This is a genomic window from Streptococcus oralis (assembly GCF_001983955.1).
Lineage (GTDB): Bacteria > Bacillota > Bacilli > Lactobacillales > Streptococcaceae > Streptococcus > Streptococcus jiangnanensis.
Map to the genome: position 1 here is coordinate 689275 of NZ_CP019562.1, position 14749 is coordinate 704023.

At 43.0% G+C, this 14749-nt stretch carries 13 protein-coding genes; 12 read left to right on the plus strand and 1 reads right to left on the minus strand.

Annotated elements, in window-relative coordinates:
• The first annotated feature begins 83 nt into the window (after positions 1-83).
• From BWR56_RS03265 to BWR56_RS03280, 4 genes are all read left to right on the plus strand, one after another.
• Positions 84-824, plus strand: coding sequence for a DeoR/GlpR family DNA-binding transcription regulator (locus BWR56_RS03265; RefSeq protein ID WP_049506065.1), 741 nt, complete (start codon positions 84-86; stop codon positions 822-824).
• Positions 821-1732, plus strand: a complete 912-nt coding sequence (gene pfkB / locus BWR56_RS03270) for a 1-phosphofructokinase (RefSeq protein WP_049506063.1) — start codon at positions 821-823, stop codon at positions 1730-1732. Before BWR56_RS03265 ends, pfkB begins: the two co-directional genes overlap by 4 nt.
• Positions 1729-3681, plus strand: a complete 1953-nt coding sequence (locus BWR56_RS03275; protein WP_049506061.1) for a PTS fructose transporter subunit IIABC — start codon at positions 1729-1731, stop codon at positions 3679-3681. The genes pfkB and BWR56_RS03275 overlap by 4 nt, the downstream gene beginning before the upstream one ends.
• 86 nt (positions 3682-3767) lie before the next feature.
• On the plus strand, positions 3768-6074 hold the full coding sequence (locus BWR56_RS03280) for a DNA translocase FtsK (protein ID WP_076984456.1): 2307 nt from the start codon (positions 3768-3770) through the stop codon (positions 6072-6074).
• Positions 6075-6118: 44 nt separating this feature from the next.
• On the opposite strand, the gene BWR56_RS03285 is transcribed toward BWR56_RS03280, so the two are convergent.
• Positions 6119-6547, minus strand: coding sequence for a DUF6556 family protein (locus BWR56_RS03285; RefSeq protein ID WP_049506057.1), 429 nt, complete (start codon positions 6545-6547; stop codon positions 6119-6121).
• A gap of 137 nt (positions 6548-6684) precedes the next feature.
• Between BWR56_RS03285 and BWR56_RS03290 the strand changes: the two genes are divergently transcribed.
• The 8 genes from BWR56_RS03290 to BWR56_RS03325 all read left to right on the plus strand — a co-directional run bounded on the left by BWR56_RS03290 (position 6685) and on the right by BWR56_RS03325 (position 14746).
• The gene (locus BWR56_RS03290) at positions 6685-7827 is read left to right on the plus strand and encodes a cysteine desulfurase family protein (RefSeq protein ID WP_049506055.1); all 1143 of its coding nucleotides are present in this window, start codon (positions 6685-6687) and stop codon (positions 7825-7827) included.
• Between the two features lie 8 nt (positions 7828-7835).
• Positions 7836-9050 carry a tRNA uracil 4-sulfurtransferase ThiI gene (thiI, locus tag BWR56_RS03295; protein WP_049506052.1) on the plus strand — a complete coding sequence of 405 codons (1215 nt, stop codon included), beginning with the start codon at positions 7836-7838 and terminating at the stop codon, positions 9048-9050.
• A 136-nt stretch (positions 9051-9186) separates the two neighbouring features.
• Positions 9187-10011, plus strand: coding sequence for an alpha/beta hydrolase (locus BWR56_RS03300; protein WP_001016816.1), 825 nt, complete (start codon positions 9187-9189; stop codon positions 10009-10011).
• A gap of 20 nt (positions 10012-10031) precedes the next feature.
• Positions 10032-10772 carry an esterase family protein gene (locus tag BWR56_RS03305; RefSeq protein WP_049506049.1) on the plus strand — a complete coding sequence of 247 codons (741 nt, stop codon included), beginning with the start codon at positions 10032-10034 and terminating at the stop codon, positions 10770-10772.
• A gap of 12 nt (positions 10773-10784) precedes the next feature.
• Entirely contained in the window at positions 10785-11951 is a 1167-nt protein-coding gene (locus BWR56_RS03310; RefSeq protein WP_049506048.1) for an ATP-grasp domain-containing protein, read from the plus strand.
• Positions 11952-12108: 157 nt separating this feature from the next.
• Positions 12109-12978: an aquaglyceroporin Gla gene (gene gla, locus BWR56_RS03315; protein ID WP_000348117.1), complete on the plus strand. Its 870-nt coding sequence runs from the start codon at positions 12109-12111 to the stop codon at positions 12976-12978.
• 110 nt (positions 12979-13088) lie between these two features.
• Positions 13089-13814 carry a CppA N-terminal domain-containing protein gene (locus BWR56_RS03320; RefSeq protein WP_049506046.1) on the plus strand — a complete coding sequence of 242 codons (726 nt, stop codon included), beginning with the start codon at positions 13089-13091 and terminating at the stop codon, positions 13812-13814.
• Positions 13811-14746, plus strand: a complete 936-nt coding sequence (locus tag BWR56_RS03325; protein WP_071850825.1) for a serine hydrolase domain-containing protein — start codon at positions 13811-13813, stop codon at positions 14744-14746. The genes BWR56_RS03320 and BWR56_RS03325 overlap by 4 nt, the downstream gene beginning before the upstream one ends.
• Positions 14747-14749 lie beyond the last annotated feature (3 nt).

Below are 14749 nucleotides of genomic sequence, written 5' to 3' on the forward strand. Positions count from 1 at the left end.
TGAAAGAAAATGATAAAAAATGCTTGACTTTGGTAGAAATTGTGCTAGAATGAATAGTGTAAACGATAACAGGAGGTGGTTTGGTGTTAAAAACTGAGCGGAAGCAACTGATTTTAGAGGAGTTAAATCAACATCATGTAGTTTCCTTAGAAAAATTGGTTAGTCTATTAGAAACATCAGAATCGACAGTACGAAGAGATTTGGATGAGTTGGAGGCGGAGAACAAGCTTCGCCGTGTACATGGAGGAGCAGAATTGCCCCACTCCTTGCAGGAAGAAGAAACCATCCAAGAAAAATCTGTCAAAAACCTTCAAGAGAAGAAGCTACTGGCTCAAAAAGCAGCCTCTCTTATTAAGGAACAAGATGTTATCTTTATTGATGCTGGAACGACAACTGCTTTTTTAATCAAGGAATTGGTTAATAAGAATATCACAGTTGTGACCAACTCCATTCATCATGCGGTTCAGTTGGTTGAAAAACAGATTCCAACTGTCATGGTTGGAGGAAGTGTCAAGATGGCAACAGATGCATGTATCGGTGGTGTTGCTCTTAACCAAATTAATCAATTGCACTTTGACCGTGCCTTTATCGGGATGAATGGTGTGGACGATGGTTATTATACGACTCCTGATATGGAGGAGGGAGCCGTTAAGCGTGCTATTTTAGAGAATGCCAAACAAACCTATGTCTTGGTTGATTCGTCAAAGATTGGTCAAACTTGCTTTGCCAAGGTAGCACCACTTAAACGCGCCATTATCATCACAAGTCAAGGGCATGAGCACTTGCAGGCCATTAAGAAGAAAACGGAGGTAATAGAAGTATGATTTATACAGTCACACTTAATCCATCCATAGACTATATCGTGCGCTTGGACCAAGTTCAAGTCGGCAGTGTCAATCGTATGGACAGTGATGATAAGTTTGCTGGAGGGAAAGGAATCAATGTCAGTCGAGTTTTGAAACGCTTGGGTATTCCAAATACAGCGACTGGATTTATCGGAGGATTTACTGGTAAATTTATCACAGATACCCTTTCAGAGGAAGAAATCGAAACTCGTTTTGTCCAAGTAGCAGAAGATACTCGCATCAATGTCAAGATTAAAGCAGACCAAGAAACAGAAATCAACGGGACTGGTCCAAATGTGGAACCAGCTCAGCTGGAAGAATTGAAAGCTATTTTGTCTAGTCTGACTGCAGAAGATACGGTGGTGTTTGCAGGTTCAAGTGCTAAGAATCTAGGTAATGTTATCTACAAAGATTTGATTGCCTTGACACGCCAGACTGGTGCGCAAGTGGTTTGTGACTTTGAAGGACAGACCTTGATTGATAGTTTGGACTACCAGCCACTATTGGTTAAACCAAACAATCACGAGCTTGGAGCTATCTTTGGAGTGAAACTCGAAAGTTTAGATGAGATCGAGAACTATGCTCGTCAGTTACTGGCCAAAGGAGCTCAAAACGTCATTATCTCCATGGCTGGTGACGGTGCCCTTCTTGTCACATCTGAGGGAGCTTACTTCGCAAAACCTATCAAGGGAACAGTCAAAAATTCAGTGGGAGCTGGTGACTCTATGGTCGCTGGGTTTACAGGTGAATTTGTTAAATCAAAAGACGCAGTAGAAGCCTTCAAATGGGGAGTAGCTTGTGGAACAGCAACGACCTTCTCGGATGACTTGGCAACAGCGGAATTTATTAAAGAAACATATGAAAAAGTTGAGGTAGAAAAACGATGAAAATTCAAGACCTATTAAGAAAAGATGTCATGTTGCTGGATTTACAGGCAACTGAAAAAACAGCTGTCATCGAAGAGATGATTCATAGCTTGGTAGATCATGGTTATGTGACGGATTTTGAAACCTTTAAAGAAGGGATCTTGGCGCGTGAAGCTCTCACTTCCACTGGTTTGGGTGACGGAATTGCTATGCCTCACAGCAAGAACTCTGCTGTCAAAGAAGCAACGGTTCTCTTTGCAAAGTCAAACAAGGGTGTTGACTATGAAAGCTTGGATGGGCAACCAACAGACCTCTTCTTCATGATTGCAGCTCCAGAAGGTGCCAATGATACTCACTTAGCAGCCTTGGCAGAATTGTCTCAATACTTGATGAAAGACGGTTTTGCTGACAAACTTCGCCAAGTAACATCAGCTGATCAAGTTATTGAACTTTTTGACCAAGCTTCAGAAAAAGCTGAGGAGCCTGTTCAAGCACCTGCCAATGAATCTGGCGACTTTATCGTAGCTGTTACAGCTTGTACGACAGGTATTGCCCACACTTATATGGCCCAAGAAGCCCTTCAAAAAGTGGCTGCTGAAATGGGTGTTGGTATCAAGGTTGAAACAAACGGAGCTAGTGGTGTTGGGAACCAATTGACTGCAGAGGACATTCGCAAGGCTAAAGCTGTTATCATCGCTGCTGACAAGGCTGTTGAGATGGATCGTTTCGATGGCAAACCATTGGTTAATCGTCCAGTTGCAGACGGTATTCGTAAGACAGAAGAATTAATCAACTTGGCTCTTTCAGGAGATGCTGAAGTTTATCGTGCTGCTAATGGAGCAAAAGCTGCAACAGCATCTAATGAAAAACAAAGTATCGGTGGTGCTTTCTACAAACACTTGATGAGTGGTGTATCTCAAATGTTGCCATTCGTTATCGGTGGTGGTATCATGATTGCCCTTGCTTTCTTGATCGACGGAGCTTTTGGTGTGCCACAGGATAGTCTTGGAAATCTCGGATCCTACCATGAACTAGCTTCTATGTTCATGAAAATTGGTGGCGCGGCTTTTGGCTTGATGCTTCCGGTTTTTGCAGGATACGTAGCCTACTCTATCGCTGAAAAACCAGGTTTGGTAGCTGGTTTCGTGGCTGGTGCTATTGCCAAAGAAGGTTTTGCCTTTGGTAAAATCCCTTATGCAGCAGGTGGTGAAGCAACTTCAACCCTTGCAGGTGTCTCATCTGGTTTCCTAGGTGCCCTTGTTGGTGGATTTATCGCAGGAGCCTTGGTTCTTGCTATCAAGAAATACGTTAAAGTTCCTCGTTCACTTGAAGGTGCTAAATCTATCCTTATCCTACCGCTTTTCGGAACAATCTTGACAGGATTTGTTATGTTGGCTGTCAACATTCCAATGGCAGCAATCAACACTGCTATGAATGACTTCCTAGGCGGTCTTGGAGGAGGTTCAGCTGTCCTTCTTGGTATCGTTCTTGGAGGCATGATGGCTGTTGACATGGGGGGACCAGTCAACAAAGCTGCTTATGTCTTTGGTACAGGTACGCTTGCAGCGACTGTTTCTTCAGGTGGTTCTGTAGCCATGGCAGCAGTTATGGCTGGAGGAATGGTTCCACCACTTGCCATCTTTGTCGCAACTCTTCTCTTTAAAGATAAATTTACCAAAGAAGAACGTAACTCTGGTTTGACAAACATCATCATGGGCTTGTCATTCATCACTGAAGGAGCGATCCCATTTGGTGCAGCAGACCCAGCTCGTGCGATTCCAAGCTTTATCCTTGGTTCAGCAGTAGCAGGTGGACTCGTTGGTCTTGCAGGAATCAAACTCATGGCACCACACGGAGGAATCTTCGTTATCGCTCTAACTTCAAATGCCCTTCTCTACCTTGCCTTTGTCTTGGTTGGCGCAATTGTAAGTGGTGTGGTTTATGGTTACCTACGCAAGCCACAAGCATAAAAAGGATTAGAATAGAAAGATTGTTACCATTTGGTGCAATCTTTTTCTCTATTCGAAATGGCTGTGAAATATGGTATAATAAAAGAATGGCAAACAAGAATACTACAAAAACAAGACGGAGACCGTCTAAAGCAGAACTTGAAAGAAAACAGGCTATCCAGAGGATGTTGATTTCCTTAGGAATTGCCTTATTGTTGATTATTGCAGCCCTCAAACTCGGTGCAGCAGGCGTCACTCTTTACAATCTCATTCGACTGGTGGTTGGAAGTTTGGCCTATGTGGCCATAGGTGCCCTACTCATTTATCTTTTTCTATTTAAATGGATCCGCAAGCAAGAGGGACTTCTGTCAGGATTTCTCTGTATCTTCGCTGGATTGCTCTTGATTTTTGAGGCCTACTTGGTATGGAAATTTGGCTTGGAGCAGTCAGTTCTAAAAGGGACCCTGTCTCAAGTTATGACGGACCTGACTGGTATGCGGGTGACTAGCTTCGCTGGTGGAGGCTTGCTTGGTGTTGGACTCTATATCCCCATATCCTTTCTTTTCTCAAATATCGGATCGTACTTTATTGGAGTCCTCTTGATTCTAGTTGGGGCACTCTTGGTTAGTCCTTGGTCTATTTATGATGTTGCAGCCTTTATTGGAGCTCAGTTCAGATCCTTCATGGAAAAACAGGAACAGAGAAAACAGGAACGCTTCATCAAGAAAGAAGAAGAGAAGGCTCGTCAAGAAGCTGAAGAAGCAGCCAGAATTCAGAGAGAACAAGAAGAACAGGATGCATTACCGCTTCCTCCTGTAGATCCTGAAACGGGAGAAATCTTATCAGAGGTACCAGACTACGATTTCCCCCCAATTCCTGAGGAAGAGTGGATCGAACCGGAGATTATCCTCCCTCAAACTGATTTTGACGTTCCAGATGTGGAAGAAGATTTTGAGGATGAAGAGGTGCAGGTTGATTTTTCTGCTAAGGAAGCCCTTGAATACAAGCTACCAAGCTTGCAACTCTTTGCGCCAGATAAACCCAAAGATCAGTCCAAGGAAAAGAAGATTGTTCGAGAAAATATCAAAATCCTAGAAGAAACCTTTGCCAGCTTTGGTATCAAGGTGACGGTAGAACGGGCTGAAATTGGACCATCAGTTACCAAGTATGAAGTCAAGCCAGCAGTTGGAGTACGGGTTAACCGTATTTCCAATCTGGCAGACGACTTAGCGCTGGCTCTGGCGGCCAAGGATGTTCGGATTGAGGCTCCGATCCCTGGTAAATCCTTAGTCGGAATTGAAGTACCCAACTCTGAGATTGCGACCGTTTCCTTCCGTGAACTCTGGGAACAGTCTCAAACTAAACCAGAAAATCTCCTCGAAATTCCTCTAGGTAAGGCTGTCAATGGAACTGCTCGCACCTTTGACCTTTCCAAGATGCCCCACCTACTCGTTGCAGGTTCGACGGGATCAGGGAAGTCAGTCGCAGTTAACGGTATTATCGCTAGCATTCTTATGAAAGCAAGACCAGATCAGGTCAAGTTTATGATGGTGGATCCAAAGATGGTTGAGTTATCCGTTTACAATGACATTCCTCACCTCTTGATTCCAGTTGTGACCAATCCACGCAAGGCCAGCAAGGCTCTGCAAAAGGTTGTGGATGAGATGGAAAATCGTTACGAACTCTTCGCTAAGGTTGGTGTGCGAAATATCGCTGGCTACAATGCCAAGGTTGAGGAATTTAATAGCCAATCTGAGTACAAACAAGTACCACTTCCTTTGATTGTTGTCATTGTGGATGAGTTGGCAGACCTCATGATGGTGGCCAGCAAGGAAGTGGAGGATGCCATCATCCGTCTCGGACAGAAGGCGCGTGCTGCAGGGATTCACATGATTCTCGCAACGCAACGTCCATCGGTTGATGTTATCTCTGGTCTTATCAAAGCCAATGTCCCATCTCGTGTGGCTTTTGCAGTTTCATCAGGTACAGATTCACGAACCATCTTGGATGAGAATGGAGCAGAAAAACTGCTTGGTCGAGGAGACATGCTCTTTAAACCAATCGATGAAAATCATCCAGTCCGTCTGCAAGGTTCCTTTATCTCGGATGATGATGTTGAACGCATCGTAAACTTTATCAAGGATCAGGCGGATGCGGACTATGATGAAAGCTTTGACCCAGGAGATGTCCCTGAAAATGAAGGAGATCTCTCTGACGGAGAAGCTGGCGGCGATCCGCTTTTTGAAGAAGCCAAGGCTTTGGTTATCGAGACGCAGAAAGCTAGTGCTTCTATGATTCAGCGTCGTTTGTCGGTTGGATTCAACCGTGCGACTCGCCTGATGGAAGAACTCGAAATAGCAGGTGTTATCGGTCCAGCTGAAGGAACCAAACCACGAAAAGTATTACAACAATAAAAAAATAGCTTCTTTCCAAATTTGGAAAGAAGCTATTTTGGTGATTACTGGTTCGTTTTAGTTTCAGAACTCGTCGTATTTGACTGTGTTCCATTATCGCTTGTTTCTTTATTTGTAGCAGGTGTAGAAGAGTCCTGAGTTGTTGTTTTCTGCTCTTCTTTTTTCTCCTCTTTTTTATTGGATTGAGAAGTTTCTTCTTGCGGAGTATTTTCTTTAGTAGGAGTGTTGTCCTTGTTAGGTGTAGTATTTTCCTGAGGGGATTCCTTTTGAATTTCCTTGACAACAGTTGTTTGGGTTGTCGTCGGTTCTTTTTTGTTGTTTTTGTTATTGTCCATGGCGTTCATGATGGTGATAGTAGCAGTGATGAGACCAAGGATACTACCGATGGTAGCAATCGTTTTTTGAAAGACAGTAAATCCCTTTTTGATGTGTTCTGTTTTTGATTTATTAGAAGTTCTACGATAGTTAGACATGATACTCTCCTTTGATTATGATTTATTATACCTCATTTCTTTAAAAAAATCTTAAAAAAAGAGAAACCTCCCTTTCTTGTCGCAGGTCTCTTTTCGTGATACAATAGAAGGAGTGATTTTAGAAAGCGTGAGAAAACATGATCTACTTTGATAATTCGGCAACAACTAAGCCTTATCCCGAAGCACTAGAGACCTATACTCAGGTCGCTTCGAAAATTGTAGGAAATCCTTCTAGCCTCCATCGTTTGGGCGACCAGGCAACACGAATTTTAGATGCTTCCCGGCAGCAAATTGCAGATTTGATTGGGAAGAAGAGTGATGAAATCTTCTTTACCTCTGGTGGAACAGAAGGAGATAACTGGGTCATCAAGGGTGTGGCCTTTGAAAAAGCCCAGTTTGGCAAGCACATTATTGTGTCAGCTATTGAACATCCAGCAGTCAAGGAATCAGCCCTTTGGCTGAAAAGTCAAGGCTTTGAGATAGATTTTGCTCCAGTTGATGAGAAAGGATTTGTGGATGTTGAAGCATTAGCAGATTTGATACGTCCTGATACGACTCTCGTCTCCATCATGGCAGTTAACAACGAAATTGGCTCTATCCAGCCTATTGAAGCTATTTCAAAACTGTTAGCAGATAAGCCAACCATTTCCTTCCATGTTGATGCGGTTCAGGCACTCGCTAAGATTCCGACTGAAAAATACTTGACGGATCGAGTGGATTTCGCAACCTTTTCGAGTCATAAGTTTCATGGTGTCAGAGGTGTCGGATTTGTCTATATCAAGTCTGGCAAAAGGATCATGCCTCTTTTAACAGGTGGTGGTCAGGAGCGAGACTATCGTTCGACAACTGAGAATGTGGCAGGGATTGCAGCGACAGCCAAAGCTCTCCGTTTGTCTATGGAAAAATTAGCTACCTTTGCTAGCAAGACAGGGCAGATGAAGGCAGTCATTTGCCAAGCCCTTCTGGATTATCCAGATATTTTTGTCTTTTCAGATGAGGAAGACTTTGCCCCTCATATCCTGACTTTTGGGATTAAAGGTGTTCGTGGTGAAGTCATTGTTCACGCTTTTGAAGACTATGACATTTTCATTTCCACAACCTCTGCTTGTTCGTCCAAGGCAGGAAAACCTGCGGGGACCTTGATTGCAATGGGAGTGGAAAAGGATAAGGCCCAGTCAGCTGTGCGTCTAAGCCTAGACCTGGAAAATGATATGAGTCAAGTCGAGCAGTTCTTGACCAATCTAAAATTAATTTACAATCAAACTAGAAAAGTAAGATAGGAGCATTTATGCAGTATTCAGAAATTATGATTCGTTACGGAGAATTGTCAACCAAGCACAAAAATCGTATGCGTTTCATCAATAAACTTCGTAATAATATTTCAGACGTTTTGTCTATCTATCCTCAAGTTAAGGTAACCGCAGATCGCGACCGTGCCCACGCTTACCTGAATGGAGCAGATTGCACAGCAGTTGCAGAATCGCTCAAACAAGTTTTTGGGATCCAAAACTTTTCTCCTGTGTATAAGGTTGAAAAGTCAGTGGACGTTCTGAAGTCTGCTGTCCAAGAGATTATGAAGGAAATCTACAAGGAAGGCATGACCTTTAAAATCACTAGTAAGCGTAGCGACCACAACTTTGAACTCGACAGTCGTGAACTGAATCAAACTCTTGGTGGTGCTGTTTTCGAGGCTATTCCAAACGTGCAAGCTCAGATGAAGAATCCAGATATTAATCTTCAGGTTGAGATTCGTGAAGAGGCTGCCTATCTTTCCTATGAAACTTTTCGTGGAGCAGGAGGATTACCTGTGGGAAGTTCTGGTAAAGGTATGCTCATGTTGTCAGGAGGGATTGACTCACCCGTGGCAGGTTATCTAGCTCTTAAACGTGGTGTAGATATTGAGGCGGTTCACTTTGCTAGCCCACCTTACACCAGTCCAGGTGCCCTCAAGAAAGCCCACGATTTGACTCGGAAATTGACCAAGTTTGGGGGCAATATCCAGTTTATCGAGGTGCCTTTCACTGAGATTCAAGAGGAAATCAAGGCTAAAGCGCCAGAAGCCTACCTCATGACCTTGACGCGTCGTTTTATGATGCGGATTACCGACCGTATTCGGGAGATACGAAATGGTTTAATTATCATCAATGGGGAAAGTCTTGGTCAAGTAGCCAGCCAGACCTTGGAAAGCATGCAGACTATCAACGCTGTGACCAACACTCCCATCATCCGCCCTGTGGTTACGATGGACAAGTTGGAAATCATTGACATCGCGCAGGAAATCGATACCTTTGAAATTTCAATCCAGCCTTTTGAAGACTGCTGTACTATTTTTGCACCTGACCGTCCTAAGACCAATCCTAAGATAGAGAATGCAGAGCAGTATGAAAAACGCATGGATGTTGAAGGCTTGGTTGAGCGAGCAGTGGCTGGGATTATGATTACTGAAATCACTCCCCAGGTTGAAAAAGATGCTGTCGATGAGTTAATTGATAATCTCCTCTAATCAGAAAATCCAGAAGAATTTAGAATATTAAATGAAAAAAGTTAGTTATTTATCCTTAAAATGGACAATTACTGACTTTTTTTCTATTTTTATGTTATAATAAGATAAAATTTTGAATATAGAGAGTTTTCTGACAATGAATCATTCCTACTTTTACTTAAAAATGAAAGAACACAAACTTAAAGTTCCTTATACTGGAAAAGAGCGTCGTGTGCGTGTGCTTCTGCCAAAGGACTACGAGAAGGACACAGACCGTTTTTATCCTGTAGTTTACTTTCATGATGGGCAAAATGTCTTTTACAGCAAGGAGTCTTATATCGGACACTCTTGGAAGATTATTCCAGCCATTAAGCGGAATCCTGATATCAGTCGCATGATTGTTGTTGCTATTGACAATGATGGCATGGGACGGATGAATGAGTATGCGGCTTGGAAATTTCAAGAATCTCCTATCCCAGGCCAGCAGTTTGGTGGTAAGGGTGTGGAGTATGCCGAGTTTGTCATGGAGGTGGTCAAGCCTTTTATCGATGAAACCTACCGAACCAAAGCTGATCGCCAGCACACGGCTATGATTGGTTCGTCACTAGGAGGCAATATTACCCAGTTTATCGGACTAGAGTACCAAGACCGAATTGGTTGTCTAGGTGTCTTCTCATCTGCTAACTGGCTTCACCAAGAAGCCTTTAACCGCTATATCGAGCGGAAGAAATTGTCGCCTGAACAGCGCATTTTTATCTATGTTGGAACGGAAGAAGCAGATGATACGGACAAGACCCTAATGGCTGGCAATATCAAGCAAGCCTATATCGACTCATCGCTTCGTTATTACCGTGATTTGATTGCAGGTGGAGTAGGCTTGGATAATCTGGTCTTGAAAGTTCAGTCTGGTGCTATCCATAGTGAAATACCTTGGTCGGAAAATTTACCAGACTGTCTCCGATTTTTTGCAGAGAAATGGTAAGTTAAGAAAGGAGAAAGCCAATGCATATTGAAAACCTTAGCCACTGGAGTGGCCACCTCAACCGTGAAATGTATCTCAACCGTTATGGACATGCTGGGATTCCAGTTGTTGTTTTTGCTTCATCTGGTGGTAGTCACAACGAATACTATGATTTTGGCATGATTGATGCCTGTGCTTCCTTTATCGAAGAAGGTCGTGTCCAATTCTTTACTCTCTCCAGTGTTGATATTGAGAGCTGGTTGGCTACTTGGAAAAATAGTCATGATCAAGCGGAGATGCATCGAGCTTACGAACGCTATGTGATTGAGGAGGCGATTCCTTTTATCAAGCACAAGACAGGTTGGTTTGACGGAATGATGACGACAGGTTGCTCGATGGGGGCTTACCATGCACTCAATTTCTTTCTCCAGCATCCAGATGTCTTTACCAAGGTGATTGCCCTCAGCGGTGTTTACGACGCACGTTTCTTTGTTGGAGATTACTACAATGACGATGCCATTTACCAAAACTCGCCAGTCGATTATATTTGGAATCAGAATGACGGCTGGTTTATCGATCGTTACCGTCAGGCGGAGATTGTCGTCTGTACGGGTCTCGGTGCTTGGGAACAAGATGGTCTGCCATCCTTCTACAAGCTCAAAGAAGCCTTTGACCAGAAACAAATTCCAGCCTGGTTTGCTGAATGGGGGCACGATGTTGCCCACGACTGGGAATGGTGGCGTAAACAAATGCCCTATTTTCTTGGACACCTGTATCTATAAAAGGAGTTGCCTATGAATTACCTTGTTATTTCTCCCTACTATCCGCAAAACTTCCAACAGTTTACAATCGAGCTAGCCAATAAAGGCATTACAGTCTTGGGGATTGGTCAAGAACCTTACGAACAACTAGATGAACCTTTGCGCAATAGCCTGACCGAGTATTTCCGTGTGGACAATCTTGAGAACATAGACGAAGTCAAACGTGCAGTTGCCTTTCTTTTCTACAAGCATGGCCCAATCAACCGCATTGAGTCCCACAATGAATACTGGCTTGAGCTAGACGCAACACTCAGAGAACAATTCAATGTCTTTGGTGCCAAACCTGAAGATCTTAAAAAAACCAAGTTTAAGTCTGAGATGAAGAAACTCTTCCAGAAGGCAGGCGTACCTGTTGTACCAGGCGCTGTTATCCAGACAGAAGCAGATGTAGACCAAGCAGTCGAGGCGATTGGCCTACCAATGATTGCCAAACCTGATAATGGAGTGGGAGCGGCAGCAACATTTAAGCTTGAGACAGAAGACGATATCAATCACTTCAAGCAAGCATGGGACCATTCAACCGCTTATTTCTTTGAGAAATTTGTCACTTCCAGCGAAATCTGTACCTTTGACGGACTGGTGGACAAGGATGGTCATATTGTCTTTTCAACAACCTTTGACTATGCCTATACACCACTTGATTTGATGATTTATAAGATGGACAATTCCTACTATGTACTCAAGGATATGGATCCCAAACTGCGCAAGTATGGTGAGGCCATTGTCAAGGAATTTGGAATGAGAGAACGCTTTTTCCATATCGAGTTTTTCCGTGACGGGGACGACTACATTGCCATTGAGTACAATAACCGTCCTGCAGGTGGCTTTACCATTGATGTTTATAACTTTGCTCACTCTTTGGACCTCTATCGTGGCTATGCAGCTATTGTCGCAGGAGAAGAGTTCCCAGCATCAGAGTTTGAACCTCAATACTGTCTAGCTACATCACGTCGTGCCAATGCAAATTATGTCTATTCAGAAGAAGACTTGCTTGCTAAGTACAGCCAGCAATTCAAGGTCAAAAAAATCATGCCAGCAGCTTTTGCAGAGCTACAAGGGGACTACCTTTATATGCTGACCACTCCGAGTCGCCAAGAGATGGAGCAGATGATTGTAGATTTTGGTCAACGTCAAGAATAACGATTAGGATGAAAGGAGTTTGACTTCTTTTGTCCTTTTCTTAAAGATAAGTTAAATAAAGCGTTTTCCATAGATTCTTTTAGAAAAGATATTGCTAAAAGGCCTAAAAATTGATAGAATAAGGATTGTCTAAAAAAATTTAAGGAGAATCTATCAAATGGATTTTACATGGGCTATTAAATATGCCACAGAATTCTTGGGAACTGCTATTTTGATCATTCTTGGTAATGGTGCAGTTGCTAACGTTGAACTTAAAGGTACGAAAGGTCACCAAAGTGGCTGGCTCGTTATCGCGGTTGGTTATGGTATGGGGGTTATGATCCCAGCCTTGATGTTTGGTAATGTATCTGGTAACCACATCAACCCAGCTTTCACTCTTGGACTTGCTGTTAGTGGACTTTTCTCTTGGGAACAAGTACCATATTACATCCTAGCACAAGTTTTGGGAGCAATCTTCGGTCAAGCTTTGGTTGTAGCGACTCACCGTCCTTACTACTTGAAGACAGAAAACCCAAACAATATCTTGGGTACCTTCTCAACGATTTCAAGCATCGACCACGGTACAAAAGAATCACGTTTTGCAGCTACTGTTAACGGTTTCCTCAATGAGTTTGTAGGTTCATTTGTTCTTTTCTTTGCAGCGCTTGGTTTGACTAAAAACTTCTTTGGTGCAGAGGTTCTTCAATACATGAAACAAATGGCTACTCAAGCTGGACAAACTGTTGATTTAAGTGAATTGGCAGTGAAAGCCCAAGTAGCTCCACATACAGCTGCTGGGATCTCAGTTGCGCACTTGGCACTTGGTTTCCTAGTAATGGCCTTGGTAACTTCACTCGGTGGACCTACTGGTCCTGGTTTGAACCCAGCTCGTGACTTTGGACCACGTCTTCTTCACGAACTCCTTCCAAAATCAGTTCTTGGTCAACACAAGGGTGATTCAAAATGGTGGTATGCATGGGTTCCAGTTGTAGCTCCAATTGCAGCGGGTATTGCGGCAGTAGCACTATTTAAACTACTTTACCTATAAGAAATGAAACTGGGGAATCCCAGTTTTTTTCTTGTAAAATTTCTAAATAAAATAGATATGGCTTGTAAAATATTCGAAAATCCTTTAAAATAAAAGAGTTGGAGGAATTTATGAATGTGAATGAAATTGTTCGGATCGTTCCGACTTTGAAAGTTAATAATCGAAAATTAAATGAAAGATTTTACATTGAAACCCTGGGGATGAAACCTTTGCTGGAAGAGTCTGCCTTTCTTTCCTTAGGTGATCAGACAGCTACGGAGAGATTGATTTTAGAAGAGGCTCCAAGCATGCGAACACGTAGAGTTGAAGGGCTTAAGAAACTAGCTAGACTCTTGATAAAGGTTGAAAATCCCTCCGAAATTGAGGGCCTTCTTTCTCAGATGAAGCCTCTTCCTCGTCTATTTAAAGGAAACCGAGGGTATGCTTTTGAGATTGTTTCTCCTGAAGAGGATGTGATCCTTGTTCATGCGGAAAATGATGTAAGAGATCTGGTTCCACTGGAAACTGTTCCTGAATTTTATTCAAATACAAGTATAAAATACGTGAGCCAATTTGAGGTTTCTATGGAGTTGCGTTTGCCTGAAGGGACAGAGAGTTTACTTGATCCCGAAGGAGTAGCGCAAGTAATCACTTTTACTAAAGGGCAAGGACCAGATTTGGCTGTTGAAAACAATGTCACTTGGGACCTGACGATGTTAAAATTTTTAGTCAAGAATTTTGATCTAACCAGTCTTCGTCAAAAATTTGAAAAGACAGGCTACTTTGTCCCTAAGTCTGAAAAATTCTTCCTTGGTAAGGATACCAATAACATCGAATTGTGGTTTGAAGAAGCATGAAGTGGACAAAAATTCTAAGAAAAATAGAAGATCAAATCGAGGCAGGGGTCTATCCCGGGGCCTCTTTTGCGTATTTTAAGGACGGAGAATGGAGAGAATCCTATCTAGGCTTGAGTGATCCTGAGAAAGGTTTGAAAACAGAGTCAGGGCTAGTCTATGACTTAGCCAGTGTTAGTAAGGTTGTAGGAGTAGGGACAATCTTAACCTTCTTGTGGCAACAGGGGAAACTAGACATTGATCGACCAGTAACGGATTTTTTACCGGAGTGTGATTATCCTGATATCACTATACGGCTGCTCCTGACCCATGCCACAGACTTGGACCCCTTTATTCCAAATCGGGACCTCTTGACTGCCCCTGAATTAAAAGAAGCCATGTTTCACCTCAATAGACGAAGTCAGCCTGCTTTCTTATACTCGGACGTTCACTTTTTACTCTTAGGATTTCTTTTGGAAAAAATCTTTGACCAAGACTTGGATCAGATTATAGAAGAACAAGTTTTGGAACCATGGGGAATGAAAGAGACCAAGTTTGGTCCCGTTGAGCAAGCTGTACCAACAGTGAAAGGAGTGGAGGCCGGAAATATTCATGATCCCAAAGCCCGTCTATTAGGGAAACACGCAGGAAGTGCTGGTTTGTTTTCGACTGTTAAGGATTTGCAAATCTTTCTGGAACATTACTTGAAAGATGATTTTGCTGCAGAATTGAGCCGAAATTTTTCTCCCTTAGAGGATAAAGAGCGTTCGCTAGCTTGGAATCTGGAAGGAGACTGGCTGGACCATACGGGCTATACAGGTACCTTCATCATGTGGAATCGAAAGAAACAGGAAGCCGCCATCTTTTTATCCAATCGAACGTATGAGAAGGATGAGCGTGCCCAGTGGATAGTCGATCGAAACCAAGTCATGGAAATGATTCGTCAAAGGGAGTAGGGA

Excerpts from the sequence above, each read along its gene's own strand:
- pfkB (WP_049506063.1), top strand. The coding sequence starts at position 821 with ATGATTTATACAGTCACACTTAATCCATCCATAGACTATATCGTGCGC.
- BWR56_RS03275 (WP_049506061.1), top strand. The coding sequence starts at position 1,729 with ATGAAAATTCAAGACCTATTAAGAAAAGATGTCATGTTGCTGGATTTA.
- BWR56_RS03280 (WP_076984456.1), top strand. The coding sequence starts at position 3,768 with ATGGCAAACAAGAATACTACAAAAACAAGACGGAGACCGTCTAAAGCA.
- BWR56_RS03285 (WP_049506057.1), bottom strand. The coding sequence starts at position 6,547 with ATGTCTAACTATCGTAGAACTTCTAATAAATCAAAAACAGAACACATC.
- BWR56_RS03290 (WP_049506055.1), top strand. The coding sequence starts at position 6,685 with ATGATCTACTTTGATAATTCGGCAACAACTAAGCCTTATCCCGAAGCA.
- thiI (WP_049506052.1), top strand. The coding sequence starts at position 7,836 with ATGCAGTATTCAGAAATTATGATTCGTTACGGAGAATTGTCAACCAAG.
- BWR56_RS03300 (WP_001016816.1), top strand. The coding sequence starts at position 9,187 with ATGAATCATTCCTACTTTTACTTAAAAATGAAAGAACACAAACTTAAA.
- BWR56_RS03305 (WP_049506049.1), top strand. The coding sequence starts at position 10,032 with ATGCATATTGAAAACCTTAGCCACTGGAGTGGCCACCTCAACCGTGAA.
- BWR56_RS03310 (WP_049506048.1), top strand. The coding sequence starts at position 10,785 with ATGAATTACCTTGTTATTTCTCCCTACTATCCGCAAAACTTCCAACAG.
- gla (WP_000348117.1), top strand. The coding sequence starts at position 12,109 with ATGGATTTTACATGGGCTATTAAATATGCCACAGAATTCTTGGGAACT.
- BWR56_RS03320 (WP_049506046.1), top strand. The coding sequence starts at position 13,089 with ATGAATGTGAATGAAATTGTTCGGATCGTTCCGACTTTGAAAGTTAAT.
- BWR56_RS03325 (WP_071850825.1), top strand. The coding sequence starts at position 13,811 with ATGAAGTGGACAAAAATTCTAAGAAAAATAGAAGATCAAATCGAGGCA.